The organism is Motilimonas sp. 1_MG-2023 (assembly GCF_030547455.1).
GTDB lineage: Bacteria > Pseudomonadota > Gammaproteobacteria > Enterobacterales > CBDFNC01 > Motilimonas.
In genome coordinates this window covers 100,840-126,363 of the sequence record NZ_JAUOPX010000003.1, presented here as the reverse complement: position 1 = coordinate 126,363, position 25,524 = coordinate 100,840, and the positions used below count along the sequence as shown (strand labels likewise).

Sequence of the window (25,524 nt, the reverse complement as noted above, 5' to 3'; positions counted from 1 at the left end):
TTTTAGTTGCTCGTGAGACCAGCAGGTGAGAAATATTGCTTGATCTTAGTTAACTTTAACAATTGCGCCTTTAACTTCCGTCATGACGCCGCCGCCAACGGAGGTTTTAAGGTTAGATTTTACATCAGTACTTAATTTACTTTGTGCTGTTAACGTTGTTTTTGCATCTAAGGTTAAGCTTAAGGCTTTGAATGAACCAGCTCCGCTCGCTTTAACATCTACTGATGCGCCGCTTAACTTGGCTGATGTCGACGCTTTGGCATCGAATGTCATCCCCTGTAACTTTAAGCCCTTAGAGGCTTTAACCTGGATATCTGAGCTCTCAATTTTAATTGATGAAGTGGTCATGGTGATTTTACTTGAGCCCACTTTTAGCTCAATTTTATCATCTGCTTCAAGGGTGATGGTCTTTGCTTTTTCGCTAATGCCCTTGTCAGCTGTTAGCGCATAATCATCCTGGGTACTGATCGTCATTTTCTTAGTAACGGTACGCTTTTCTTCACCCTTAATCGTTTGGGTATGATTATTTTCTATTTCAAATAGACTGTCTTTAGCTGCGTGTAAGTATAATTCTTCGTTATCTTTTTTATCGTCAAAACGTAATTCGTTACTCTGGCCACTAAGTTTAGTTTTGATCCCAGACTGGGTACTGTCTGTGTCTTTGTATGGTGGTTTTTGTTTGCTGTTATAAACGCTACCAGTCACCACGGGGGAATCGGGATCACCATTAATAAAGCTAACTAATACTTCTTGTCCAGCACGTGGGATAAATTGGCAACCGTAGCCATTACCTGCCATCGATTGAGCTACGCGAACATAGCAGCTGGTTTTGTCGCCACTGGTTTTAGTGTCCCATTGAAACAAGATTCGAACACGGCCTTCGTCATCTTGACTAGGTTGACCTTTACTACTGCCTGCTACAGTCGCACTTTGTAGCCCTATAATTTGCGGTTTCGGCTTTGGGGTTGGATAGTAATTAGTATTACTTGAACAAAGTAAAAGTTGCACCTGAGTTTGCCCATCTGCTTGATATTCACTCTGGCTTGATATGACTAAATAATCCCCTTGTTGCGATTTATCTGGATGGTTTTTTAAGCTAAACCACTGCCCGACAACAAAGTCATCTGATGTGCTTTCTGCGGTAATTTGTTGATAATCTTGTTCAAGTTGTTCAATTCGTCGTTTAATTAAGTTGCTACTTAAATCATCTATTTTTCCACTAATACTGGCTGCGGGAAAATGCTGTTTTGTTAATTTAGTGTTATTGGCTATCTTATTACTGGATTTTTTTACTTTGCTGCTAACTAATTTTGTTTGCTCATAGTCATAGTTGTTTAGCTCTAAACTCGCGCTATGGAATGTATACTGAGGCAACCAAGTGTTAATCAGTGGATGCTCACCACTGGGCGTGTCACTGTGATCAAAAAGGGACTGCTTTGCTTTCACAAATGGCTTCTGCGCGTCCTGCAAAATTAATGTGTGCTTATCTTTGCTGTGTTCAAAAAAATAATGCACGCCTTCTTCAGCTAACAGTCTGCTGACAAAGTCTAAATCTGATTCGTTATATTGCAAACAATACTCACGTTTGGTGCTAGGCATAGCATTACATTTAAACATGCCTTTAAAGCCCGCCTCGGTGAAAATGTCACTCACGATATCCTGCGTGGTTTTGTTTTGATACACGCGGTGATGCAGGGTATGACTCAATAACCAAAGCCAAGGGCGCAAGGTTAATCGATAAGTGGCAAACAGCTGTTTGTGATCCCAACCGGTTTGTTGAATATGTGTAATATAACCGTGATATGCACGCTGTTGCTCACGCATCCCTGAAATAGCGCTAAAGCGCTCGATTGTCATGGCTTGGCCTAGTTGCTCTTTAGCATTGAAGTTTTTAGCGATTAGCTCAAGTGTTATTTCAAACGGAGACGAGAGTTGTTCGTTGACACTGAGTTTTATGACGCTATAAACGTCGTTCTTATAATCACTTGCCGATAACAAGCTCGTTTCATCGGTGTATTGTTCTGCCATTTGTGCAGGCTATCCTTGCTGTAATAGTGAGCGTTATGGTAAACCTCAATTTTTTACTAGAAGTTTTTTAGCTTGTCGTCTAACGCGTTTAATGAATAATTAGCTTATCCGGAACCGCTTTGGTTTTCAAAAGGAAACAGAAAAGTAACATTTGTTAAAAGCTTAGCTTATTGGCACGATTATGGTTTGTGTCACGCTATGTCAACCCCCCACAAGGTTTACCTTCATTTTGTCTGCAGGGCGAGCACATGGGCATACAAAATGTGAGCAATTTAGCAAAAAGTAACACTTTTTCTTATCCGAAATGGTGAAACATGCTCCTCAAAAACTGTTGATGGCTTAACCATCGCTTCCTTGTGGCAGATGTTCGCCTAAGAAAACATTACTAATTGCTTGAAAAACATTCATGTGCTTTCCCCTGACTGAGCCTGGTAAATGCAACAATTAGACTTGCTATCTATACTTATTCCATCGCTGATTGGTGGAGCTCTTCATGCGCCTTATTACCCGTCCTCTAAGCTATACCTTAGCCTGTTTGGCTTTGTTGCTAACGTTATTGTTGCTTTATCCCGAGCCATGGCTTTATTTTGGCTGGCCGCTTGGGGTTGACCTACAGTCAGGGTTGTTAGCTATTGGCAGTAAATTGTCATGGTTAGTTATGTTATTGCTGTTGGCTTTAGGGCTTAGTTTGTGTCGAATTAACCAATTAAAGCTGCAGATAGCTAAAGCTGCGAAGCTGCGCATATCAACCTATCAAGACATAGAAGCCGCTGTTTATGAGGGCTCACCATTTATAGAAAGTGATTTAGACCCATCAGAAATAAAGCCGATCAAAGATGCCTTATATTGGCAGCAACAGCAGCAAAAAGCGTTGAGTGAGAAGTTGACTGTCTTACAGCAACAAAAGCAACGAGAGAATAAAAAACTATCATTACTTGAGCAAGAAAAGCGGCACTTAAAACTAAATATGCTGGAGCTGAAGGAAAAAAATCAACAGCTAACTCAGCAAATTACACATTTAAATCAATTTTTCCCGAAACAGCTACAAGAGCTTGCAGAAGAGTTTGAACAATACAAATCGAAGCAAAGTCAGTTGGTTCAGCCTTTGGTTGACGGTATCGTTCAGGTGATTGACGAGCTCTCTTATTTACAGTGGCGACCGGCAACGGCCAATCAAGCCGCAGTGCTACGTTCGTTACAGCATGATCTTGAAAGGGAATATCAACGGCTGCTTGATACTGTCGGTTTGGAAAAAGAGCGCCCGGCCACCTTAGCGAATAAAATTTTACCTTTAGGGCCGCACGTATTGAGTGTTGATGCATCGGCGTGGTCGTTGGTTTGGTTTAGTCATGACCAAGATTCGAGTCAACTAGAGAGTATGATTGAATGGGGGATAAGTGTTAGCGTTGCAAGTGATGCAACGCAAATAGGCGGCGTACTGAGCAAAATAAAAAATAACGTTATTTTGGTTGATTTAGGCACACAAGCTGGCGCTTTGCCCCAGTTAGAGAGTGAATTTGGCGCTGACGCCTTGATCGTCTTAGTTGATAAGCATTGGTCTGAAGCGCAAATACAGCAATATAGCGCGGTGGCGGATGGGGTGTTGGTTTCCCCTTTCTTGCGACAAGACTTATTACGTATCTTGTCTGGCATGGCTCGTGGTGACATTAGTGATTCCGTCCATCAACTGGAGTTAATGTTACAAGGGCAGCTGCCTAGCGAGGTTGTTGAGCCTTTACTTGCGCCACAGGAGGTAATGGTCAAGCAGCAAGTGATGGATGACAAAAAGCAACTTTCACCAAAGGTGACAGAAGCCTTATTCGATCTTGCATCGTTAGCTGAGCAAGTTGCTGATGGCCAAATGGTTAACGAGAATGCTAGTAAAATTATTATATTAAGCGAGAGGCTTGCGTTGCCTGTACTGGCAGTGATAGCGCGAGAGTTGGCGCAGCAGTGCAAGGCAAAGCAAGATGTGACTGCATTATGCTTTCTGCTGTGGCATTGCTATCAAGACTCGGTACGCGCTTTTAATGCCCGTACCGAGTTTTAGTGGTTAAAAGTTGTATACCATGCCGATGGAGGCCGCGATATTTTGTTCGTCATAGAAATTAATGTTGGAATCTTTTTTACTGTAGCCCGTCATGGCGGTAAACGCAGCATTTTCCCAATTAAAGGGAGCGCTATAGCTGTAAAAAACAAAGGCACCAATCTCTTTATCTTCTCGTTTTTGATTGAAGATAGGATGTGATTGATCAAATTGAGATGCGCCATAAAATACGCTAGTCGCTAGCTGGCTCCGCTCTGATAGCATAGTGATAAGGGACAGCTGTAGCTCGGCTTTATCAAAAGCCATGGCTTCTCCCTCTAATGCCCCACGAGTTAAGGTCACGGCGGGTTGCAGTGTAAATTGCTGCGATAGGGCATGACTGTATTCAATCATAGCTTGATGGTAATCCCCATCTCGCTTTAATTGATCTTGTTGTGATTTTGATAATCCTAGGCTAGTCTGTTGGCCACTTTGATCGTGTTCATAATCTGCCTCAGCCCAAGTATATTGGATGTTGATTGGGTTACCATAAATATTAAGTATATTATCAAACCGAACGCGTACACCTTGGGCGCTGACATCAGTTTTTTGGCGTTTTACATTAGTCAGATAAGGATCCTTCCATGCTTCAGACTCTGCGAGTAAAGGGACATAAGCTAAAGTTACCACCGTGCCGTTATCAAACTCTTGGCTAATGCCCAATTCGGCTTTGAAATCGCCAAGTACAACATCATCTTCACTATTACCAAAGAAGAACTGTGTTTGTTTATTTGACAGGGTGTAAGACAAGCGACCGAGGGCAAAGGCTGTTGCAGCACTTTGCTTTTTTCCCGAATTATTCAAATCTTTAGTGATGGCGTTATCTTTGTCTGTGTTGCTTTGAGATTGACTTTGACCCCCTCCGGCATTGATGTTTAAAACAAAATCAAAGCCAGGCTCAGCAAGGTCGGCAACACTTTGCTGCGACGCTAGTAACAAACTTGAAGCGAGTAGTGAGTGAATTATCCGTGACATGTTTTTTTCCTTCGATTGATAACCTTGGACTGTTCCAAAGATTACGCCATTGGAAAAATTATTCTGTCAGGGTGTTTTATGGTTTAGTGATAATTTGTAAGAGAAATAATGTTTACTGAGTTTAACCAAGGGGGTAAAGGGCTTATCTCTTTACAATTTCTAACAAAATTATATTTAAATAGCCCTGAACTAATTATTCTTCTCCCTTATAATCCCGTATCTAGGGTATTTTGTTTTGGTATTTTGACGTAATGAATATAAACCAATGGATGGTCGCCGGCCTGTTTTTATTAGGTATGCCTATGTCATTCGCGCATGCTGATAAAACGGCTGAAAAACCGGTAGATGAGATCGGTTTTTGGGATGAGTTTCGCTGGGACGCCAGTGTTGGTGCTGGTTTGGATTTAACGGATGATTTTTTATACGTCAAAGATGAGCAAAAAATTTCTTGGTTCTTTGATGTTAATTTATCTATTGAGTATAAAGATTTCTATCTAGACATTCAGCGTAGTAATTTGCCTGGCGGGGCCGTTATGGGTTACCACCTTTGGCAGGGTGAAACGTGGCAGGCCGACTTAGTTGCAGGTACTTATACCCTTGGTTTTGATGAAAACGGCAACTATTACACTAAAGATGGAGGTCCAGCACTGCAGGGGATTAAAAGTCGCAATGACGATTTTAACCTTGGTGTTAAATTTTTTCGTGATTATGATTTTGCTGACTTTAGTACCGAAATTGTCACTGACTTTGGTCGCTCTCATCAATCTTGGATGGTTCGTTCGGTTTTAAGCCGACCCATTCCAGCAGGTAACTGGGATCTACGTGGCGGCCTAGGTTTTGATATTTACTCAGCTAAAATGGCTAATTATTATTACGGGGTTTCGGACGATGAGGTTAGTGCCGTTCGACCTGCTTATCAGCCTGGATTATCCTTTGGCGGTTATGGCATGTTTGTCGCTGAGTATCCTCTTAGTGAAAGCTGGGTGTTTTATTCTGCTGCCTTAATTGGGGTTGCCTCAGATAACATAAAACAAAGTCCATTAACAAACAGTAATGTCAGAGTCATTGGTTATTTAGGGGTGAAATATGTTTTTTAAACCCCTGAATTTACTGTTTGCGACGTTAACTTTTATAACCTTGATACCATTATTCGCTCATTCAAAGACATTACCAAATACGGATTCGATTAGTGTGACACCTGAAAAGTGTGTGGCGCTACGTGAAGGTCGCCAATGTTTAGCGGATGTTGTGTTTCATTGGCAGACGGTTGTCCCAGGTGACTATTGCCTGATTGAAAAAGAGGCCTTAACGGTTGCTCGTTGTTGGCAAGGCTCGTCTTCAGGACAACATAAGTTTGCTTTCTCAAAACAGCAAACCACTCAATTTTTATTGGTAGTCAAAGACACCAACCGTGTGGTGCTAGAAACGGAAGTCGAAGTCAGTTGGGTCTATAAAACCAAACATAAAAAGCGTCGTTGGCGTCTGTTTTAAACTGGCTCAGATTGAAAGCTTTAAATGAGGTGTAAATGGAAAAATTAGCACGTATCTTGGTGGTTGAGGATGACGTCTCTTTAGCACAGTGGATCATCGAGTATTTAGATAATAAAGGTTTTCAGACGGCTCATTTGATGCGCGGAGACGAGGTAGAGCCATATGTTCGTCAGCATCAGGTAGACTTGGTACTGCTTGATCTTATGTTGCCGGGCTTAGATGGTCATCAAGTTTGCAAACAACTTAGGCCTTTTTTTGATGCGCCGATCATTATGTTGACCGCCCGCGATGATGAATTTGATGAAGTTCTTGGTTTAGAGCTAGGCGCTAATGATTACCTACTTAAGCCGGTTCGTCCGCGTGCTTTGTTAACCCGAATTAAAACCGAATTACAGCAATATAAAGATCAATGTCAGTTAAAAGGTAATAAAGTATCTTCGCAGCTTACTTTTGGCGGTTTAATGCTAGACGCTCAATCGCAACGTGCTGAGTTAAACCAAACCGATCTTGCCTTAACCACCACCGAATTTGAGTTATTGTGGTTGTTAGCAAGTTCTGCGGGCCAAGTACTGGATCGGGATACCGTGTTTAAAAAAATGAAAGGTTGGGAATACGACGGTCTAGATCGGCGTATTGATGTCTTGATTTCGGGGCTACGGCGCAAAGTTGGTGATAGCCAAGGCAAGGCGAAAAGAATAAAAACGGTCTGGGGTAAAGGTTATTTATTTGTTGCAGATGCTTGGGAATAACCATGCGTCGTTTATATCTCAGCATTGTCGTTATGGCCCTCGCATCCTTATTTTTTCTTGGTTGGATGTTAGATCAGTTTGAAGCCGCCGATGACTCTCAGGTAAAACAAACCGAATACGCGCTTTATTTTCAATTAATGGAAGGGTTTGCTCAGCAAAGTGCTGTACTAACCTTGCCGCAGTTACAATTAAAAGTACCCGAGTGGCGCAACGCTTTTAACTTACCTCTGTCTATGCATCATACAGATGAACTGGCTTTGCCCCAAGAACTACAAGCGCAGTTACTCGCGCCGGGTGGATTGCTGTTAGAGTCAGATAGTCGTCCTTATTTGGTCAAGTCTTTAGCAGCCCATCCACATTATCAGCTCTATCTTGATTTACCTGAAATTGATAGTCCATCCCCACTTGATTTATGGCTCACTTTGGCTTTTTACCTTGGCGCAGGGCTTTTAATGGCTCTTTGGCTTTTTCCTTTAACAAGGCGACTAAGCCTGATCCACCGAATGGCGACTGAGTTCGGCAAAGGAAAGCTGGATAGCCGCATTCCGGCAAGTCGCTTTTCTTATATCCATTGGCTTGAAGAAAGCTTTAACAGAATGGCTCAGCAGATTGAAGCTCTTATTGCTGAAAACCGTATGCTAGCAAGTGGTTTATCCCATGATTTACGTACGCCGTTGGCTTGTTTGCGTTTTGGTGTTGAAGCAACACTTGATGCCGAAGATGCGAATGAAAAGGATCAAATGATCTTAAGGATGGAGCGGGATCTTGAACAAATGGAACAAATGGTCAGTGCCTTTTTAGATTATTCTAGTTTAGACAAACGAAGAGATAAGCTATCCATTGAGCAGCATCAGATAGGCGCTTTGTTAACTGATATTCACCGGCAGGCAAAGATGCTGGCAGAGCAGCAAGGAAAGGACATTCATTTTATTAATAAGGCCAATCAACAGTTGGTTTATGCCGATAAAGTATGGGTAAGTCGCGCGGTATTAAATATTTTGTCTAATGGTGTGCGATTTGCAAAACACCAACTTGAGTTTAGGGTTATGGTAGAAGAGGGGTATTGGGTGATTGAAGTGGAAGACGATGGCCCTGGGATCCCCGTTGCAAAGTGGCAAAGTGTGTTTAAGCCCTTTGTGCGATTAGAGGCCAGCCGCAGCCGAGAGCAAGGTAATTATGGCTTAGGGTTGGCGATTGCACATAAGGTTGCACAGTGGCATCAAGGCGATATTCAGCTGATTACACCTACTCACTTAACGGGCTGTTGCTTTAGGCTCCGTCTTAAAATCATTGAATAATTAGCCCGAATAGTGGATAAGCAAAACTGAGGTTAAATATTAAAATGTATAAGCCATACCAGCAGCAACACTGAGCATGTCTGATTCATAGAATTGAATATTAGAGTCGGTGTTGGCCCAAGCTCCAAATAATGTGAAGCTAGCATTTTGCCAACCCAATGGAGCTTTATAGCTATAAAAAGCGAAAAGCCCCCACTTATCATCTTGGCGGGTGCGGTTAAAAATCGGGTTGCTGACGTCATACCTTGCTTGGCTATAAAACACATTACCTGTAATACGATGTTTATCCATTATTTTAATCAAACTTAAACGAGTACCGTATTCGTCGTAGCTCATCGCTTGGCCAGTCGCATCCCCTAAGGTGTAAGTGAGTGCTGGTTCAAAAAATAGGCCATTGCCCATGGGGACGAGCATTTCTAAAGTGGTACGGTGATAGTTAGCATTTCTATCGAGTAAACGCTTTTGCTCGTTCGCTAAAGCAAGGGCAGTGCCGCTGGTTTCATTATCCAGTTGATTTTTAGCAAAGCCGTATTTAAAACTGAATAAGCTGCCGCCGATGTTCTCCCACGCCAGTCTCGCGCCTTGCGAGTCTTGGTCAGTTTTTTGACGTGATTGATTCACAACATAGGGGTCTTGCCAAGTTTTACTAAAACTAGGCAACCGTGGAAACCAAGCCAAGGTGAGTTTACTGGTATCGGAAAATTGATGAGTGGCGCCTAGCTCCAATTGGAATTGACCTTGAGACACGTTCTCTAAACTATTACCTGCAAACAACTGCGTTTTTAAATCTTCAAAGGTATAAGAAAGCCGAGCCAGAGGGAAAATAATGCCTGAATTAACTTGTTGTCCTGAATTGTTCAAATCGACGGTTATCTCATTGTCGTCATCGGTTTTCATTTGCGACTGAGACTGACTAAAACCGCCATTGATGTTAAGCGTTAAGCCCCAACCTGCTTCATTGGCAAGGGGCCGAGCCATGGCTTGAGGTAAATAAAATGCGCTCAAGATGGCCAAGGTGATGGTCGCTTTTGTCGCAAGCATTTTTTCGCTAAACATGGAGTACGTTCCTTGTGATTCGAGACAGGTTAAAAATGGTGTAATTAAGCTTAATTTAGCTTGCTTAGAGCAAATAAAACATACTTATGTGTCGGTTTACGTTTAGTGGCTTATTTTAGTTCAAAATCAATGACTATACCCAATCGGTCTAGAGATACTTGACGTCAGTAAGGGGTTACATACATTTAGGTAAGGTATTGAGCGTTGATCATGGCTGTTCCCTTATCAAAATGAACCATTTAGTATAAAGGTGTGTAAAACTAGCCCTGAAATATGCGCCTTCAAGTTGATTGGGTATGCAAAGATTAACGATTTAACAGCTCTATATGGCCTCCTATCGAGGTGCAATTTTGGCTAATGCAGGTTTCACCGATAAAGGGCAATAAACACTCTGGATGAAACGCCTGTTGTAAGCTGGCTTGATGGGAGATACCGACTTGGCTGATAAATGGGCCTTGCCGTTGGTTGAGTAAACGATGAAAGCTCTCTGTTTTATCCGGATTGGGGTGCTCAAGATAGGCGACACCGGCTATATTGCTGTGTTGGTTCATTTGTAACCAATCTAAGTGATGGGTGAGTTGAAATAACTCATTGGGCAGTGATTTAGACAGTGAAATAAGTAAGCATTTTTGCCATTTTTCAAGTGGGTGTATGTAGTGTAAAAGTACGCTGTTGCCACATAACAAAGCTGCAACGGTTAAGCTGATTAAACGAGTAAAGTTAAACAGTGTCGGTTTAGTTTGATCGAGTTCGCCCACTATGAAGATGCCTCTGCCGTGAAAATGCAGCTCATTTCGCTCGCCAGTAACGCCAGTTAAGGTTTGCGGATTGAAATTTCGCTCAGCTAAGGTGCAAAAATACTCACCACACAGACATATTTCATCTATGGTTTGCTGCGCTTCATTAGATAGCTTGATGTGTTCAACATGGCTTGGTACTTCGCTGATCCAATGACGCAAGACATGGTCTCTATGGGATTGGGGTAACTTCCCCCAAACTTGAAATTGCGTATGTGCGGCTTGCCAAGGGTTAGACATTAATATGGCTCCAATTGACTAAATGCGGTTAAGTAAGTCGGTCCGCCGGATTTTGGCCCTGTACCTGATAAGCCCCAACCGCCAGTCGGTTTTGCACCAATGGTGGTATCTGTTTGGCGGCTGTTAACATAAATAGTGCCCATTTGTAATTGATTCGCCAACTGATCAATGCTGGTTTGATTACGGCTATGGATGGCACAATTTAAACCGTATCCCATCTGGTTAATCTGCTGTATTAAATGAGGTAACTGGTGCTTCTCATAACGTAATACATGTAGAATTGGGCCAAAAGCTCCGCCATTAACGTCGTTTATTTGTTCTATTTCGAACAGGCATGGTGCGATGAAATAGCCGTTTAAGTCATGGTGCAGTGGCGTTTGTCGTATTAAACGAGCACTGTTATTTAAGTGCACCAAATATTGTTGCAAGTGCAACCACGTTTCCTTATCTATAATGGGGCCTAAATCTTGGTAGATTTGCTCGGGGTTGCCGACTGCAAGCTCTATCATAGCATCGGATAGCTGCTTGATAATGGCATCGGCAACATCATCTTGTAAACATAAAACCCTTAATGCTGAACTGTGCTGACCTGCGGCAGAAAAAGCAGACTTGAGAGCGTCTTGAACCACTTGTTCATGGAGCGCTGAGCTGTCCACTAGCATGCAGTTTACTCCCGAAGTTTCAGCTATTAGTTTTGGAAAGGGAGGCTTGCTTTGGTAGCAAGCTTGTTGAATCTGTTGTGCTGTTGTGAGACGACCTGTCACGGCGATACCGGCTAGGTTAGGCTGCGTTGAAAGCTGCTTCGCGACCTTGTCTGTGCCTGGCAAGAGCTGAATAGTATAAGGAGGAAAACCAACACTCAGCATGAGTTTAATCACTTGATAGGCAATTAGACTTGATTCTGGGGCGGGTTTGGCGATAACGGTATTGCCACAGATCAAGGCTGCGCAGACTTGGCCAACAAACACAGCCAGCGGTTCACTACATGGGCTAATGCATAGCCAAACGCCTTGGCCTTTTCTACGCCAGTTTGTGGGCGTTAAAGAGGGCATAGATAATGGTGATTGCTGAAATAACGACAAGCCTTGATCAGCATAATAGCGGCAATAATCGATCGATTTTCGCAGCTCGCAATGGGCATCAAATAGTGTTTTTCCAGCTTCCATCATGCACAATGCCGTCAATTTCGGAGTCTGTAGCTCAAGTTTATCCGCTAGTTTGTTGAGTAAACTCGCGCGCATTTCAATGTTAGTCTGTGACCAAGGAATAAAACCATTTAAAGCGACCTTATAGGCTCGATGTATATCTTCCTGTGACGCCTCAATTTGTTTACCCATTACTTCATCAAGTTGATAGGGCTTGGTCATTTCCTTTTGGTTTCGATCTGCGAGGTGAATGTTTCCATCCGTGTCAAGAAATATTGCTTCACCGTCAATAATAGGGCCACTAATGTATTGTTCATTAAAGTATGGTGTGACACGTTTTTGCCAATAATCCAGAGTGCGATTACAGGCAAAGTTAATGCCAGCACTGTTCTTTCGCGCTGGACCAAATAGGTCAGATGGCAGGGGGAAATGAGCGTTACTGGTATGGTGGGAGTCAAAATATTGGTCAACCGGGTGTTTAATCAGTTCACTTATAGGGACGTTTTTATTGGTGATGGCACTTAAAAATGAATTATTAGCGCTATTTTCCAATAAGCGGCGAATCAAATAGGGCAGCAGACTTTGATAATGACCGACGGGAGCGTAAACGCGCAAGTTAGGTTGCGGGTGGTGGTGGTAAAGAGCTTCGCCCATACCCAGTAGTTTTTGAAACGCTACCGTTTGGCCATTGGCCATCACTTCGATGGCGGCAACTGTATGAGCGTTATGAGTGGCAAATTGGGCCTGCAAATAGGGTCGAACATGACTCGATAGCAAATACCTTACGCAGCAGAGGTAGTTAATATCAGTCGCGGCCTTACTCGTAAAAACGGGATAGTTCGCCAGTCCTAAGTGTTGGCTGTTTTTAATTTCGGTATCCCAATAAGCCCCTTTTACCAGCCTAACTTGAATCGGAGTGTGGTGCTTTTTGGCCAGCGCTGTCAACCAGGCTAGTTCGCTCAGTGCGCGTTTTGAATAAGCTTGCACAGCGAGCCCAAATCGGCCCCAGCCCATTAAACTTGTGGTTTGGAATACTTCCCTAAATACCTGCAGTGACAAATCAAGGCGTTCAGATTCTTCAGCATTGATAGTCACCGCCACATTGAGACTTTTTGCCAGAGTAAGTAGTTGTAATAAATTATCTTTTAGCTCAGTTAATACCCGTTGAGATTGGCTTGGCGCAAATCTGGGGTGCAATGCTGAAAGCTTTATCGAAATTGAATCCTGACGTTGATTTTGCTGGTTATGCTTTGCGATCTGGTGGAGGTTTTGAATTTGTGCGGCCAAATTATGTTGTGCAGTTTCACTGGTGATGGCTGTCTCACCGAGCATATCGAAATTTAAATGTGGTTTATTGCCAAAACGTGGGTCATTCGTATATTTAAGACCCTGTTGCAGGGCATTGGTAATGTTTTTCCCCATAACGAATTGGTGTGCCATTAGGCGCATTGCATGGTTTAGGGCTTTGCGAACGATGGGCTCAGTGAGACTGCTAACCAAAGACTTAATGGTTTGTTTTATGCTCTGTGTTGGATTGTCTAGTGGTGTGATCCGACCCGTCAGTAATAATCCCCAAGTGGAAGCGTTAACTAAAAAAGAATCGGAATGTTGTAAATGTGACGACCAATCAGATTGGGTTAGTTTATCTCTGATTAAGGCATCTGCAGTTTCTGAGTCGGGAATGCGCATCAAGGCTTCAGCTAAGCACATTAGCATAACTCCCTCTTGGCTACTCAGGTGGTACTCCTGTAAAAACGCTTCTGTTAGATTGGTGTGGCGATGATCGGCTCTTATTTTACCCACTATGGTAGCGGCTAGATGGGTCGTTTTAGACATTTCCCAACTACTGATACTGGCATAATATTGCAGTTGTTTTACTAAATTGTGTTCTTCAGTTAGGTAATATTCAGCAATGTTCTGCCAAAGAAATGCGAGATCAAGGTCGACAGATGTCGGGGAAAAGTAATCATCCACTGATAGCATACAGTGCTCCGAATATGACCAAGGTTAATCCATAGTTTAGTACTAAATAGTTAAAGTTGGCTTGATATCGGATTTATTTTTGTTTAAAAAACAGTACCTTTATAGTAAATATAACTCACCCTTACATCATTGCTTGCTGTAAGAGTGAGCACTAAAAGCTATTTTTTATGATTTGGCTGCTTTTTTAGCCCAGCTCGGTTTACCTTTATCTTTTTTCGACTTGCTTTTTATTTTAACTGTGGCTTTTTTGGTATCGGTTTTCAGTGGGGCGCGCTTTTTCTTCGCGGGCACAGCGGCCTCTTTATTATTAGGTCGCAACCCTTCAATAATGCGACGTTTAATTGGCTCTTTCATGTAACGCTCAACTTTTGCGAGCATTTCTACATCATGAGCTTCAATTAATGAAATTGCCGTGCCCTTGCGACCACCACGCGCGGTTCGACCAATTCGGTGTAAGTAAATATCGGCAGTGCGCGGCATGTCATAATTAATCACGTGACTAATTTCAGGCACGTCAATACCGCGGGCGGCAACATCGGTAGCAACCAGTACATTCACCTTACCGGTTTTAAAGCGCATGATGGCGGTGGTGCGTTTTGACTGCTCCATTTCACCACGCAAGAAACAACATTTAATGCCAGCTTCTTCTAATTTTGTCACTAGTTCAGTTAAGCGATCGCGGGTTTTAACAAATACAATAGCGTGCTGTACTTCTTCTTTTTTTAAGGTTGCTTTTAGCAGTTCAAACTTATGGTTAATGTTGTCAGCTAAGTGAACCCATTGAATAATTTTGGCGCGCTCGCTACGCGGCGCGGCAGATTCAATACTGATAGGCTCTTTTAGGATTTTTTCAGCAAATTGACGCAGCCCTTTTCCTTCTAATGTTGCAGAGAACAAGAAGGTTTGTTTGCGCCAACGCGCCTCTTCAGCGATGCGTTCCATGGTGCTAATAAAGCCCATGTCTAGCATGCGATCTGCTTCATCTAAGGTAAGAATCTCTATTTCGCGACAGTCAAAAGCTTCTTGCTCAATGTATTCCATTAAGCGCCCAGGTGTAGCGACCACTAGATCCATGTTTTTAGTTAACACTTCTTCTTGGGTTTGGTAGCTAATACCGCCGATAATAGCACCGACTTTAAGTGGAGTATCTTTACACAGCTTAGTGGCTTCAACTTGAATTTGTACTGCTAATTCGCGCGTTGGCGTGAGAATGAGCACCCGAGGTGAACCGGGTTTGCGTCTTGGGAAATTTAGCATGTGCTCGATAGCGGGTAATAAAAACGCTAACGTTTTGCCGGTTCCAGTGGGTGAGCTTGCCATTAGATCGCGGCCATCCAACGCATGAGGAATGGCTTCTTGTTGGATAGTTGTTGGCTTGTCGAGCCCCATGCTGGTTAAGGCATCGACGAGTAGGGGATCTAACTCAAGATCGGCAAAAGACATAGTGATTTCCAGTGTAACTAAATTGGAGGGGGATTATAGAGGATCTCGCTCTACTTGGGTATGACAAGTTAGTGGTTGTTGTTGAATAGCTTTGCTAGATTGTAGCGAAATTTTTATCGGAGCAAGCTAAATGGTCAAAAGCCGTGGATTCACGTTCAAACAATTTCATATTGAACATGACTTATGTGCGATGAAAGTAGGAACGGATGGCATTTTGTTAGGCGCATGGGCAGAGGTTGGGCTGGCGGGTCGAATCTTAGATATTGGCACCGGTAGTGGACTGATTGCCTTACAACTGGCACAGAAAGCGCAGCCTGATAGCCACATTGTGGCCATCGAAATTGATCCTAATGCGGCCGCACAGGCAGAACAAAATGTAGCAAATAGCCCTTGGCCTGACAAAGTTAAAGTGAGGTGTGAAACGCTTCAGGGATTTGCTGCCCAAGCTCAATATCAGCAGCAGTTTGATCTGATTGTTTCTAACCCTCCGTATTTTCCGGCCGGACAAGATTTTCCCGACCAAGCCAGAGCAAAAGCGCGCCATAACGGCAGCTTAAACAAGCGAGATTTGATGCAGGCAATTTTACTGCTGTTATCGCCTAGTGGGCGCTGTGATTTGGTGTTGCCATTTGATGTCGCGCTAGAGTATATCGACATGGCAAGTGAGGTGGGCTTGCATTTAGTCCATCGTGTCGATGTGATGACTAAGAAACGCAGCCAGCCTCATCGCATGTTATTCAGTTTAAGTAAGCAAGCTCAAGCGTTATGCTTATCTCAGTTATTTATCCATAGTGATGATGGTGGTTATTCTGCTGATTTCATCAATTTAACTAGGGAGTACTACCTTAAAATGTAGCACTATTAGACTTTATGTTGGCAAAGTTTGATCTTGGTTATATTTTATTTCATCTATATGTATCTGCATACTTGAACCTGTGGTTTCTTTCTTTATCCTGTAGCTAGTATCAATATTGGTTTTTATGGCTGCGTTAACCTTATTGTTTGGTTTTTATGCGTATTAGCTTGTAATTGACTAACTTATTATAATAAACAGGAACACAACAAGATGAATAACAGGTTAAGTAGTCTAGACATACTCAGTCTTGGGCTGATGACGTTTGCATTTTTTCTCGGGGCCGGCAATATTATTTTCCCCCCTTTAGCTGGTACTCATGCAGGAGCTGAGATGGTGCCTGCAATGCTGGGCTTTTTAGCCACTGCGGTGGGTTTGCCTTTACTCACTCTGATTGCGGTAGCAAAGGCGGGAGGGGGAATTAGCACCATGGCTAAGCATTTACCTGTATCCCTCGCCACCACCTTAGCATTAGCGGTATATATCATTATTGGCCCTAGCTTTGCCACGCCACGTACTGGCTTAGTTGCTTATGAAATCGGCATTAAACCCTTTATTGAGCAAGATTATTTAGCTTTGTTTTCTGTCGTGTTTTTCGCTCTAGTAGCGTGGTTGTCGATTAAACCGGGCAAGCTACTTGATTACGTGGGTAAATTTATAACGCCTCTTTTGGTGCTATTACTGTTAGCACTGGCGGTAGCTGTTTTTATGGCGCCGTTAGGTGAGCTGGGCACGCCCAATGCTGATTATGCCAACGATGCATTTGTTAAAGGTTTCTTAGAAGGTTATAACACCATGGACACCTTTGGCGCATTGGTGTTTGGTATGCTGATTGTTAATGTGCTTACCGGTAAGGGCGTCACCGCGAAGTCTTATATATACAAATATCTAATCATTGCGGGCTGTATTGCAGCCGCAGGTTTGGCTTTTGTTTACATTTCTTTATTTTACTTAGGCGCAACGAGTCAAGTGATTGCAGCAGGCGCTCAGTCAGGCTCTGATATTCTAACTATTTATGTGTTTGGCATGTTCGAAGAGCGCGGCACTTATGCGCTAGCGGCTGTGGTGGTCATGGCTTGCTTAACTACCGCGGTGGGTCTAGTCAGTGCTATGACTGCGTTTCTGACTAAATTGAAGCCCAATTGGAACTATACCTATTTGGTACTTATTAACTGTGTTGTTTGTGCTTTGGTGACAAATGTCGGGTTAACTCAGCTTATTACGCTATCTATTCCAGTGCTATTTGCTGTTTATCCGGTAACCATCGCGCTGATAGCTTTAACATTCGTACAAGAAAAACTGGGTAATAAAGGTTTGTCATATAAGTTTGTATTATCCATTGCATTGATGTTTGGTGTGCTGGATGGTTTAAAAGTGGCAGGGTTAGATATGCATGCTTTTAATTTTTTACCGCTATTTGATAAAGGGCTGGCTTGGTTGCTACCCACTGCTGTCGCGTTGGTTATTGCGCTTTTGGCGTTTAAAAAAGTACCTTGTCAAAAAGCTGCATTGTCGCGGGCATAATTTAAAGCTGAGTTCTTTTTTTGGCTTGAAACAGCATATTGTCTAGCAGCGCGCCTCTTGTTGGCGCGCTGCTACTTGGTTGATTAGTAAGGATTGGGTTGTTGTAAAATGGCAGCGTCAGCTAACAATGACTTATGCCAGCCTTGGCTTCTGAGTTTTTTATTTGCTTTGTTTTGCGCCGCCATATTTGCTTTGCTGCATTTTACATATTCTTTTGCTGCGTCACTTTGCGTCCAGCCCGTTTCATCGGGCTTAACACATCTATTATTAACCTCATCATATGCAGCCTTCGCTGTTTTATATTGCGCCTGAGTTTCGGACATGACTGAGCTGTAGTACTTTTCTATCAAGGCTTGGTTAATCGCAATCCGGCAGGCTGATTCTGCCAAGTTGCTCTTTTGCGCAGGGAAACTTTCCCTATTTTCCATGTCTTGATAACGTTGATATTCTTGATGATAGAAGCGCCATTTTTCGGGCAAATCAGCGAGGGCATTCATCAAGGTATATTTTGGCTCTTTTTGATTATTAACTAATACATCGCCACATTGGCAAGATTGTGCACCACATAAGGCTGTTGCCTGTTGCAGCGCTGGTCGCTTAAACCAAGAGGCGTGTAACCCTGTCGCATGTTGCGAAGATTTAAGCTGAATTTCCTTTCCTTCTAAGCAGCCCGTTGATTGGTATATGGTTTTGCCGCCTACCTGGCATTTATAAACCGCACTAAGGGCGGGGTAGGAAATAAGCAGTGTTAAGGTTACTAGGTATAATAATGCTAAATTTAATTTTTTTATTGGTAATTTATTCAATTTCATAAGGATTTTTTAACTTTAATGTTGCGACTTGAGTTGGAAATTTCGGCGCGTTATTACTCGCTGCTTGCTGTTCAATTAGGCGATTGTTGTTATCTTTTTCAACACTTACACATTGATTAAACTTGATCTCTGCTTCATTCAAAGGCATATCATCATCTAAACCTTGCGAGCAACGTTCAGCAAGCTTAGCGTTTAACTCCTCTTCGGAGAGGGGGGGTGTTGCTTTTGGATTGATGACTTCAAGGTAGGATTGATTGAGTAACGTTTGATGCATGGCGATCATACAGGCGCTATTAGCAATATCGGCTCTTTGGTTTGAAATTTTTTGTTCTTCATCCGACAAGTTAAGATAGGTTTGGTAGAGCTCATGGTGCTGTTGCCAGTCATTGATTAGGCCCGAGAGCGATTTTTCAACATTGGCTTGGCTGTCAGCACTTAAAGGTAGTGTTTGCGTGCCGCATTGACATATGTCACCGCTGCATGTGGCGGTATCGGGTAGTAGTGGTGGACGCGAAAACCAAGAGGCATGTAACCCTGTATCATGCTTGGTAGGTTTTAAGACGGTTTGTTTACCTTTGAAACACGGCGAGGATTGGTAAACGGTTTTTCCGCTTACTTGGCATTTATAGACAGCGGCTTGGGCTGTGTTATGGATCAACATGCTCGCGATAAGAAAGGTGGTTAATAGCAATAAATGTTGTATTTTTAACAGTCGGTAAGCCATGACTCTTCCTTGAAAATATCTCTCAATCCTAGTTTGAGTCCGAATCATAACGTTTAAGTGATTCATAGCTAACAAAGAAGTCATCAAAACAGGAGCTGGCTCGAATATTTTTTAGCAAAAGTGATACTCGCCTTAGTGCTTGCACAGTAAGCGAGTAGCGGCAATTATATATGCTGCTGAATTTCAGTAAGCACTTGAATGGCCCAGTTTTGAATGCGCTCGTCCGATAAATCGTATTGATTATCTTCATCTAAGGCGAGGCCGACAAATTGACTGGCGTCTGCAGTGAGCGCTTTAGAAGCTTCAAATTTATAACCGTCAACACTGGTGTAGCCGATAAACGTTGGGTTTTGTGGCAGTAGTTCATCATGTAGCATGCCGAGGGCATCTTGAAACCATTGGCTGTAGCCTTCTTGGTCGCCCATACCATATAACGCAATGATTTTGCCTTGCACTGTCAGGCCATTTAACTGTTGCCAAAGCTCAGCCCAGTCTTCTTGCAGCTCGCCGTAATCCCAAGTGGAAATACCTAAAATTAGCACGTCGTAATCTTGGGTTTTGCTCAGTGGGGTTTCTTTTATATTAAAAAGATCAACCAGCTCCTCACCGATGGCATCACGAATTTTTTCTGCCGCGATTTCGGTGTAACAAGTTGTAGAACCATAAAACAAGCCAATTTTCATTTTTACCCCCCTGTTAATATGAGCCGCATTCTAACAAGGAAAAGGTCACTGAGGCGAGGGTAGTGAGTCGACTAACTTTGTATTGAGGAGTATCTGGATTAGAATCTTGACTCATTCAATGATAACAGCGTGATTATGTCCTCATTAATAGACGATTTTTTAGATGCTATGTGGTTAGAGCGCGGGTTAAGTGATAACACTACCTCCTCATATCGTCATGATTTAAACCACTTGGCGTTGTGGTGCGATAAAACTGGCCACGCTTTGCTGACATTACAGCGTAGTGATATTCAAGACTATTTAAGTGTACGTCAAAACGCTGGCTATAAAGCGACCTCGAGTGCGCGTTTGTTAAGTGCGGTACGTCGTTTTTATCAATATTTATGCCGAGAAAAGCTGCGTGAAGACGACCCCACCGCATTGATTGTGAATCCTAAACTGCCAAAATACCTACCCGCAGATTTAACCGAATCAGAGGTTGACGCGTTACTCATGGCTCCGGATTTATCAGAGGCGATAGGCCTGCGTGATAAAGCCATGTTAGAGCTGCTTTATGCCACTGGACTACGAGTGTCTGAGTTGGTTAATTTAAGTACCGACCGAGTCAGTTTGCGCCAAGGTGTGGTGCGCATTGTCGGTAAAGGTAATAAAGAGCGCTTAGTACCGATGGGCGAGGAAGCGGTGTATTGGCTAGAGCGATTTTTTAATGAAGCCAGAGCCAGCTTATTAAAAGAAACCAGCTCAGATGTGGTGTTTCCGAGTACGCGGGCGCAATTTATGACGCGGCAAACTTTTTGGCATCGGATCAAACATTACGCAAAAGTGGCGTGTATTAGTACCCATCTTTCGCCTCATACTTTGCGCCATGCCTTTGCGACTCATTTATTAAACCATGGTGCCGATTTACGCGTAGTACAATTATTACTCGGTCATAGTGATCTCTCTACCACGCAAATTTATACCCATGTGGCAGGCGAGCGCTTAAAAAGCTTACATGAAATTCATCATCCGAGAGCATGATGTGATAATGTTGGCAGCAACAAACAGGAATAAACTACTTGGGCTTTTTATCTTGTTGTGCATAATTGTGCGATACCCATTTTTTGTTTAATGGCCATGAAGGCTCTTAAACTAAATCAACCAGTATTTGGAGTTGTTATGTGGAAGAAAACCTTGATTGCGGTAGCATTAATTGGCGGATTAAACGCCCACGTTATGGCAGAGACTACGGATGGTCAGACCAAGGCTTTACAAGCTCAGCTCAGTTCTGCTGAGCAACGTGTTGCGCAATTAGAGCAAGCACTGAATGAGCAAAATCAAAAAAATAGCGATCTCACCACTGAGCTGCGCGCATTAAAAGCCGAACACCCTGACTTAGAGGCTGCTCGTGAGCAATCACAACACTTTGAGATGATCCGCGAGCAATTAGCGACTATCGAAGTCAAGCCCTTCAGCTTGGAGCGCAGTATTATTCCAAGTATGTATGAAGTGAAAACGGATCGCGGCGTTATTTACAGTAACCCAACAGGTCGATATTTATTGTTTGGTAACCTGTTTGAAGTGGTCAACACAGAAGTCACTAACTTAACTGAGCAATCCCTAGCCAAGTTGCGCGCAGAGCAGCTTAAAGCGTTTGAAAAAGACATGATTGTTTACCCTGCGAAAGACGAAAAGTTTGTGGTTACCGTCTTCACTGATACCGACTGCGGTTACTGTCAAAAATTACATCATGAAATGGCTGATTACAATAAAGCAGGGATTACAATTAGATATCTTGCATTCCCACGTGGTGGTGAGCGTTCACAAACTTATCGTGACATGGTGTCTATTTGGTGTTCTGAGGATCAACGTGCTTCGATGAATGCAGCGAAAAATCGTGAAGATATCCCAGCTAAGACATGTGACAATAATGTGTTAAAACAATATGAATTGGGCGGTATGTTTGGTGTAAATGGTACTCCAGCCATGGTGCTGTCGGATGGCACCATGCAGCCAGGATATGTACCAGCGGATCGCTTATCAGCTTTACTTGAGCAAATGGCCGCGAAAGAATTAGCCAACGCGGCGACAGAGACAACGACAGCAACCCAATAAAACCATTTTATTGTGACTTAAATAAGGCGACTTCGGTCGCCTTTTAGTTTTTTATTCAAGAGCCCTTTAAATTCATGCCTAAGCTTAGTATTCAGCGCCGCGATCCAGTCGACGCTAGCTTTTTACCTGATGAACTTCACCCCGTGTTAAAGCAGATTTATGCTAATCGGGGCATTAAAGATGCGAGTGAGTTGAACATGGCTGCGAGCGCCTTGTTTACGCCTAAGGACATTATGGGTATAGACAGAGCGTGCGAGCTTTTATATCAGGCCATCAATGCTAAGCAGCGTATTATCATCGTGGGTGATTTTGATGCCGATGGTGCCACCAGTACGGCATTGTGTGTATTGGCATTAAAGATGTTGGGCTGTACTAACGTTGATTTTTTAGTGCCGAATCGTTTTGATTATGGCTATGGTTTAAGTCCTGAAACCGTGCAACTAGCCGCTGACATGGGCGCGGCCATGATTGTCACGGTTGATAATGGTATTTCCAGTATTCAAGGGGTGAGTGCAGCTAAAGCACTGGGCTTACAAGTAGTGGTTACCGATCATCATTTACCGGGTTTAGAATTACCCAATGCCGATGCCATCGTCAACCCCAATCAACATGGCTGTGGCTTCCCGAGCAAAAATTTGGCTGGGGTTGGGGTCGCGTTTTACTTGATGCTGGCGCTGCGCCAGTACATTAGTCAGCGTGATGGTTTTCATGGTACACCGCCTAACTTGGCTTGCTTGTTAGATATTGTTGCCTTAGGCACGGTTGCGGACGTAGTGCCCCTTGACGCGAATAATCGTATTCTGGTTCATCAAGGTATTGGTCGCATTCGCGCAGGGCGCTGTCGTCCGGGTATTCAAGCGTTGATTGAAGTGGCGGGTAAAAACCAGCAGCAGTTAGTGGCGTCAGATCTAGGATTTGCATTGGGGCCACGTATTAACGCCGCAGGCCGTTTAGATGAGATGAGCTTAGGTGTGTCACTATTGTTGTGTGATGATTTACCTCAAGCGCGCAGCCTAGCAGTTGAGCTAGACACGCTAAACCGAGAACGCCGCGAGATAGAAACGGGCATGCAACAAGAAGCAATCAATAGCCTGCAAAAAATTGAGCTGGATGAGTTCGATATTCCAACGGCAATTTGCTTATATCAAGAAGACTGGCATCAAGGGGTGATCGGTTTAGTGGCATCGCGTATTAAAGAGCGCTACTATCGACCAACCCTTGCCTTTGCCAGTGCGGGTGAAGGAGAGATTAAAGGGTCGGCACGATCAATTCCCGGTATTCACATGCGTGATATGTTGGATCAGGTTGATACGCAAAACCCTGGCTTGATCCATAAATTTGGCGGCCATGCCATGGCGGCGGGATTATCATTGCCATTGGCGCACTTCGCTGATTTTAAAGACAAAATTAATCAAGTTATCGATCAGCATATTAGTCCCTCGGTGCTACAAGGTAGCTTATTAAGTGATGGCCCACTGGCGCCACAGGCCTTCAATTTAGAATTGGCTCAATTACTTAAATTTGCCGGCCCTTGGGGGCAAGCCTTTCCTGAGCCTTTGTTTGATGGCAAGTTTAAATTGTTACAACAAAGGTTAGTTGGACAAAAGCATTTAAAACTGGTGCTGGAGCCAGAAGCGGGTGGCGTGGCCATTGATGCTATTGCATTTAATGTAGATCTAGCCCTTTGGCCTAACCCTATGGTGCGTTGGGCTGAAATAGCTTATCGCCTTGATATTAATGAGTTTCGTGGTAATCGCAGCGTTCAGTTGATGGTCGATTTAATCAATCCACTTTAAGTGAGTAGTAACAGATGCAACAAATTTTAGTGATTGGTTATGTTTGGCCTGAGCCAAATTCGTCAGCGGCTGGCAGCCACATGATGTCGCTGCTGCGTTTATTTAAACGTCAAGGCTGGCAAGTTACGTTTGCGAGTCCCGCGCAGCGCACCGAACACATGGTTGATTTAGCCGAAGAAGATATTGCCAGCGAAAGCATTGCCTTAAATTGCAGCTCGTTTGATGCGTTTATTAGTGAATTGCAACCTGACGTGGTTATGTTTGACCGTTTTATGATGGAGGAGCAATTTGGCTGGCGGGTGGAAAAAAACTGCCCTAACGCGCTGCGCATTTTAGATACCGAAGACTTACAGTGCTTACGTAATGCACGCCGTGAAGCGGTGAAAAAGCAACGCGAGTTGATGCCGCAAGACCTACATTCCGATCTGGCTAAGCGTGAAATCGCGGCCATTTACCGCTGTGACTTGTCTTTGATTATCTCTAGTTATGAAATGACGCTATTGGCGGAGACGTTTAAGGTGCCCAGCGCACTACTGCATCATCTGCCGTTTATGATTGAGCCAAAAACCACATCGCAACCTCGGCTTGGTTTTAACGAGCGCCAGCACTTTATTAGTATTGGCAACTTTCGGCATGCCCCTAACTGGGACGCGGTATTAGTGTTAAGCCAAATTTGGCCTGCGATCCGCAAGCAATGTCCAGATGCACAGCTGCATATTTATGGCTCTTACCCACCGCCAAAAGCCACCGCACTTAATAACCCGAAGGCAGGTTTTTTAGTAAAAGGCTGGGCCGATGATGCCTTTGCTGTGATGGCAAAAGCGCGAGTGTGCCTTGCACCGCTGCGTTTTGGCGCGGGTATTAAAGGTAAATTCATTGATGCTATGCAAATGGGCACGCCGAGTGTGACCACAGATATTGGCGCAGAAGGCATGACCAACAGCATGCCTTGGCCGGGTTTGATTGCCAATAACGATGATGAGTTGATAGCGGCAGCGATCGCTTTATATCAAGATGAAGCGTTTTGGCAGAAAGCCCAAGATGCCTGCCAGCCATTACTTGAGCAGGTGTATGACGCTAGCGAGTTAGGTAAGAGGCTAATTGCGCGTATTAATGCACTACAAGCTCACTTGTCTGAGCACCGCAGCGCTAATTTTACTGGCGCGATGTTGCGCCATCACAGTATGAAAAGCACCCAATACATGTCGCAGTGGATTGAAGAGAAAAATAAGCCTAAACAGTAGATGTCACATTGTTTATTTGAATACTATGAATTTGCTCACAAGTTGCTCTCTTATCGATACAAGCCCATCGCTCACTGGCGATGTTCTGAACAATATCAACTTTAACTGGCTGGCTAGATAACCTACACTTGGCATATTAATAGTATTTAAGTTGCTAATGAATGAGCCAAAATCAAATATTGCCAGATGAGAAAAAACTAACGGTTTTATGTCGTGTAGAGCCTGGTTGTTTAGGGCCTGATGGGAAAAATTACATTGAGGAGTTTTGCCGCTTTGCTGAGCAAGAGTTTACGGAAATAGATCGTGACTTTGTCCATTGGTTAATCGTGCCACGTTACGATAAATCCTTGCCAGAGACTCAGTATCAACTTGCAGCCAAGAATTTAACCTATCAACAAGCGTGTAAGTACCTAGCATTATTTGGTAAAGAATTAGATGAATTTGAAAGCCATCTTAATGAAAAACTCGCCGAGTTAATTGATCAACACTTAGGCCGATAAGTT

Annotated in this window: 21 protein-coding genes; 12 read left to right on the top strand and 9 right to left on the bottom strand. The window is 43.4% G+C overall.

The window, feature by feature from the left end:
- Positions 1–45: 45 nt before the first annotated feature.
- Positions 46–2,028 (bottom strand): type VI secretion system Vgr family protein, encoded by a 1,983-nt coding sequence (locus Q4519_RS02630; protein ID WP_232801875.1) that lies wholly within the window; start codon positions 2,026–2,028, stop codon positions 46–48.
- Between the two features lie 493 nt (positions 2,029–2,521).
- Between Q4519_RS02630 and Q4519_RS02625 the strand changes: the two genes are divergently transcribed.
- On the top strand, positions 2,522–4,078 hold the full coding sequence (locus Q4519_RS02625) for a hypothetical protein (protein ID WP_303509194.1): 1,557 nt from the start codon (positions 2,522–2,524) through the stop codon (positions 4,076–4,078).
- A 3-nt stretch (positions 4,079–4,081) separates the two neighbouring features.
- Here the strand turns inward: Q4519_RS02625 and Q4519_RS02620 are convergent, their stop codons facing one another.
- A complete protein-coding gene (locus Q4519_RS02620; RefSeq protein ID WP_303509191.1) occupies positions 4,082–5,089 on the bottom strand; it encodes a DUF2860 family protein in 1,008 nt (335 codons plus the stop codon).
- 251 nt (positions 5,090–5,340) lie between these two features.
- Here Q4519_RS02620 and Q4519_RS02615 point away from each other — a divergent pair, with 251 nt between their 5' ends.
- From Q4519_RS02615 to Q4519_RS02600, 4 genes are read left to right on the top strand one after another with little or no spacing between them, the layout of a single operon-like run.
- Positions 5,341–6,186, top strand: coding sequence for a MipA/OmpV family protein (locus tag Q4519_RS02615; protein WP_232801878.1), 846 nt, complete (start codon positions 5,341–5,343; stop codon positions 6,184–6,186).
- Positions 6,176–6,580 (top strand): DUF3019 domain-containing protein, encoded by a 405-nt coding sequence (locus Q4519_RS02610; protein WP_303509187.1) that lies wholly within the window; start codon positions 6,176–6,178, stop codon positions 6,578–6,580. Before Q4519_RS02615 ends, Q4519_RS02610 begins: the two co-directional genes overlap by 11 nt.
- Positions 6,581–6,615: 35 nt before the next feature.
- Positions 6,616–7,329, top strand: coding sequence for a response regulator (locus Q4519_RS02605; RefSeq protein WP_232801880.1), 714 nt, complete (start codon positions 6,616–6,618; stop codon positions 7,327–7,329).
- Between the two features lie 2 nt (positions 7,330–7,331).
- Entirely contained in the window at positions 7,332–8,627 is a 1,296-nt protein-coding gene (locus Q4519_RS02600; RefSeq protein WP_303509184.1) for an ATP-binding protein, read from the top strand.
- Between the two features lie 39 nt (positions 8,628–8,666).
- Here Q4519_RS02600 and Q4519_RS02595 read toward each other — a convergent pair whose 3' ends face one another.
- The 4 genes from Q4519_RS02595 to srmB all read right to left on the bottom strand — a co-directional run bounded on the left by Q4519_RS02595 (position 8,667) and on the right by srmB (position 15,291).
- Complete coding sequence (locus tag Q4519_RS02595) at positions 8,667–9,683, bottom strand: DUF2860 domain-containing protein (protein WP_303509181.1); 1,017 nt, start codon at positions 9,681–9,683, stop codon at positions 8,667–8,669.
- 305 nt (positions 9,684–9,988) lie between these two features.
- Positions 9,989–10,720: a hypothetical protein gene (locus Q4519_RS02590; protein ID WP_303509177.1), complete on the bottom strand. Its 732-nt coding sequence runs from the start codon at positions 10,718–10,720 to the stop codon at positions 9,989–9,991.
- On the bottom strand, positions 10,720–13,848 hold the full coding sequence (putA, locus tag Q4519_RS02585; protein ID WP_303509175.1) for a bifunctional proline dehydrogenase/L-glutamate gamma-semialdehyde dehydrogenase PutA: 3,129 nt from the start codon (positions 13,846–13,848) through the stop codon (positions 10,720–10,722). Before putA ends, Q4519_RS02590 begins: the two co-directional genes overlap by 1 nt.
- A gap of 165 nt (positions 13,849–14,013) precedes the next feature.
- Positions 14,014–15,291 carry an ATP-dependent RNA helicase SrmB gene (gene srmB, locus Q4519_RS02580; RefSeq protein WP_232801885.1) on the bottom strand — a complete coding sequence of 426 codons (1,278 nt, stop codon included), beginning with the start codon at positions 15,289–15,291 and terminating at the stop codon, positions 14,014–14,016.
- Positions 15,292–15,421: 130 nt separating this feature from the next.
- Here srmB and Q4519_RS02575 point away from each other — a divergent pair, with 130 nt between their 5' ends.
- Complete coding sequence (locus tag Q4519_RS02575) at positions 15,422–16,147, top strand: tRNA1(Val) (adenine(37)-N6)-methyltransferase (protein ID WP_303509169.1); 726 nt, start codon at positions 15,422–15,424, stop codon at positions 16,145–16,147.
- Positions 16,148–16,357: 210 nt separating this feature from the next.
- Positions 16,358–17,668, top strand: a complete 1,311-nt coding sequence (gene brnQ, locus Q4519_RS02570; protein WP_303509167.1) for a branched-chain amino acid transport system II carrier protein — start codon at positions 16,358–16,360, stop codon at positions 17,666–17,668.
- An 83-nt stretch (positions 17,669–17,751) separates the two neighbouring features.
- Here brnQ and Q4519_RS02565 read toward each other — a convergent pair whose 3' ends face one another.
- From Q4519_RS02565 to fldB, 3 genes are all read right to left on the bottom strand, one after another.
- On the bottom strand, positions 17,752–18,480 hold the full coding sequence (locus tag Q4519_RS02565) for a hypothetical protein (RefSeq protein ID WP_303509165.1): 729 nt from the start codon (positions 18,478–18,480) through the stop codon (positions 17,752–17,754).
- Positions 18,467–19,204 (bottom strand): hypothetical protein, encoded by a 738-nt coding sequence (locus tag Q4519_RS02560; protein ID WP_303509163.1) that lies wholly within the window; start codon positions 19,202–19,204, stop codon positions 18,467–18,469. Before Q4519_RS02560 ends, Q4519_RS02565 begins: the two co-directional genes overlap by 14 nt.
- Positions 19,205–19,368: 164 nt before the next feature.
- Positions 19,369–19,887, bottom strand: a complete 519-nt coding sequence (gene fldB, locus Q4519_RS02555; protein ID WP_303509162.1) for a flavodoxin FldB — start codon at positions 19,885–19,887, stop codon at positions 19,369–19,371.
- Between the two features lie 135 nt (positions 19,888–20,022).
- On the opposite strand from fldB, the gene xerD reads away from it, so the two are divergent.
- From xerD to Q4519_RS02530, 5 genes are all read left to right on the top strand, one after another.
- Positions 20,023–20,907, top strand: coding sequence for a site-specific tyrosine recombinase XerD (gene xerD / locus Q4519_RS02550; protein ID WP_303509160.1), 885 nt, complete (start codon positions 20,023–20,025; stop codon positions 20,905–20,907).
- A 138-nt stretch (positions 20,908–21,045) separates the two neighbouring features.
- Complete coding sequence (dsbC, locus tag Q4519_RS02545; protein ID WP_232801892.1) at positions 21,046–21,981, top strand: bifunctional protein-disulfide isomerase/oxidoreductase DsbC; 936 nt, start codon at positions 21,046–21,048, stop codon at positions 21,979–21,981.
- A gap of 74 nt (positions 21,982–22,055) precedes the next feature.
- Positions 22,056–23,777: a single-stranded-DNA-specific exonuclease RecJ gene (gene recJ, locus Q4519_RS02540; RefSeq protein ID WP_303509158.1), complete on the top strand. Its 1,722-nt coding sequence runs from the start codon at positions 22,056–22,058 to the stop codon at positions 23,775–23,777.
- A gap of 14 nt (positions 23,778–23,791) precedes the next feature.
- Positions 23,792–25,021, top strand: a complete 1,230-nt coding sequence (locus tag Q4519_RS02535; protein ID WP_303509157.1) for a glycosyltransferase — start codon at positions 23,792–23,794, stop codon at positions 25,019–25,021.
- 161 nt (positions 25,022–25,182) lie between these two features.
- Positions 25,183–25,521 (top strand): hypothetical protein, encoded by a 339-nt coding sequence (locus Q4519_RS02530; RefSeq protein ID WP_303509154.1) that lies wholly within the window; start codon positions 25,183–25,185, stop codon positions 25,519–25,521.
- The last annotated feature ends 3 nt before the right edge of the window (positions 25,522–25,524 follow it).

Coding starts and splice junctions, on each gene's coding strand:
- srmB (WP_232801885.1), bottom strand. CDS start 15,291: ATGTCTTTTGCCGATCTTGAGTTAGATCCCCTACTCGTCGATGCCTTA.
- Q4519_RS02595 (WP_303509181.1), bottom strand. CDS start 9,683: ATGTTTAGCGAAAAAATGCTTGCGACAAAAGCGACCATCACCTTGGCC.
- Q4519_RS02625 (WP_303509194.1), top strand. CDS start 2,522: ATGCGCCTTATTACCCGTCCTCTAAGCTATACCTTAGCCTGTTTGGCT.
- putA (WP_303509175.1), bottom strand. CDS start 13,848: ATGCTATCAGTGGATGATTACTTTTCCCCGACATCTGTCGACCTTGAT.
- Q4519_RS02535 (WP_303509157.1), top strand. CDS start 23,792: ATGCAACAAATTTTAGTGATTGGTTATGTTTGGCCTGAGCCAAATTCG.
- Q4519_RS02605 (WP_232801880.1), top strand. CDS start 6,616: ATGGAAAAATTAGCACGTATCTTGGTGGTTGAGGATGACGTCTCTTTA.
- Q4519_RS02610 (WP_303509187.1), top strand. CDS start 6,176: ATGTTTTTTAAACCCCTGAATTTACTGTTTGCGACGTTAACTTTTATA.
- Q4519_RS02600 (WP_303509184.1), top strand. CDS start 7,332: ATGCGTCGTTTATATCTCAGCATTGTCGTTATGGCCCTCGCATCCTTA.
- Q4519_RS02590 (WP_303509177.1), bottom strand. CDS start 10,720: ATGTCTAACCCTTGGCAAGCCGCACATACGCAATTTCAAGTTTGGGGG.
- Q4519_RS02560 (WP_303509163.1), bottom strand. CDS start 19,204: ATGGCTTACCGACTGTTAAAAATACAACATTTATTGCTATTAACCACC.
- fldB (WP_303509162.1), bottom strand. CDS start 19,887: ATGAAAATTGGCTTGTTTTATGGTTCTACAACTTGTTACACCGAAATC.
- Q4519_RS02630 (WP_232801875.1), bottom strand. CDS start 2,028: ATGGCAGAACAATACACCGATGAAACGAGCTTGTTATCGGCAAGTGAT.
- xerD (WP_303509160.1), top strand. CDS start 20,023: ATGTCCTCATTAATAGACGATTTTTTAGATGCTATGTGGTTAGAGCGC.
- Q4519_RS02615 (WP_232801878.1), top strand. CDS start 5,341: ATGAATATAAACCAATGGATGGTCGCCGGCCTGTTTTTATTAGGTATG.
- Q4519_RS02565 (WP_303509165.1), bottom strand. CDS start 18,480: ATGAAATTGAATAAATTACCAATAAAAAAATTAAATTTAGCATTATTA.
- Q4519_RS02620 (WP_303509191.1), bottom strand. CDS start 5,089: ATGTCACGGATAATTCACTCACTACTCGCTTCAAGTTTGTTACTAGCG.
- brnQ (WP_303509167.1), top strand. CDS start 16,358: ATGAATAACAGGTTAAGTAGTCTAGACATACTCAGTCTTGGGCTGATG.
- dsbC (WP_232801892.1), top strand. CDS start 21,046: ATGTGGAAGAAAACCTTGATTGCGGTAGCATTAATTGGCGGATTAAAC.
- Q4519_RS02530 (WP_303509154.1), top strand. CDS start 25,183: ATGAGCCAAAATCAAATATTGCCAGATGAGAAAAAACTAACGGTTTTA.
- Q4519_RS02575 (WP_303509169.1), top strand. CDS start 15,422: ATGGTCAAAAGCCGTGGATTCACGTTCAAACAATTTCATATTGAACAT.
- recJ (WP_303509158.1), top strand. CDS start 22,056: ATGCCTAAGCTTAGTATTCAGCGCCGCGATCCAGTCGACGCTAGCTTT.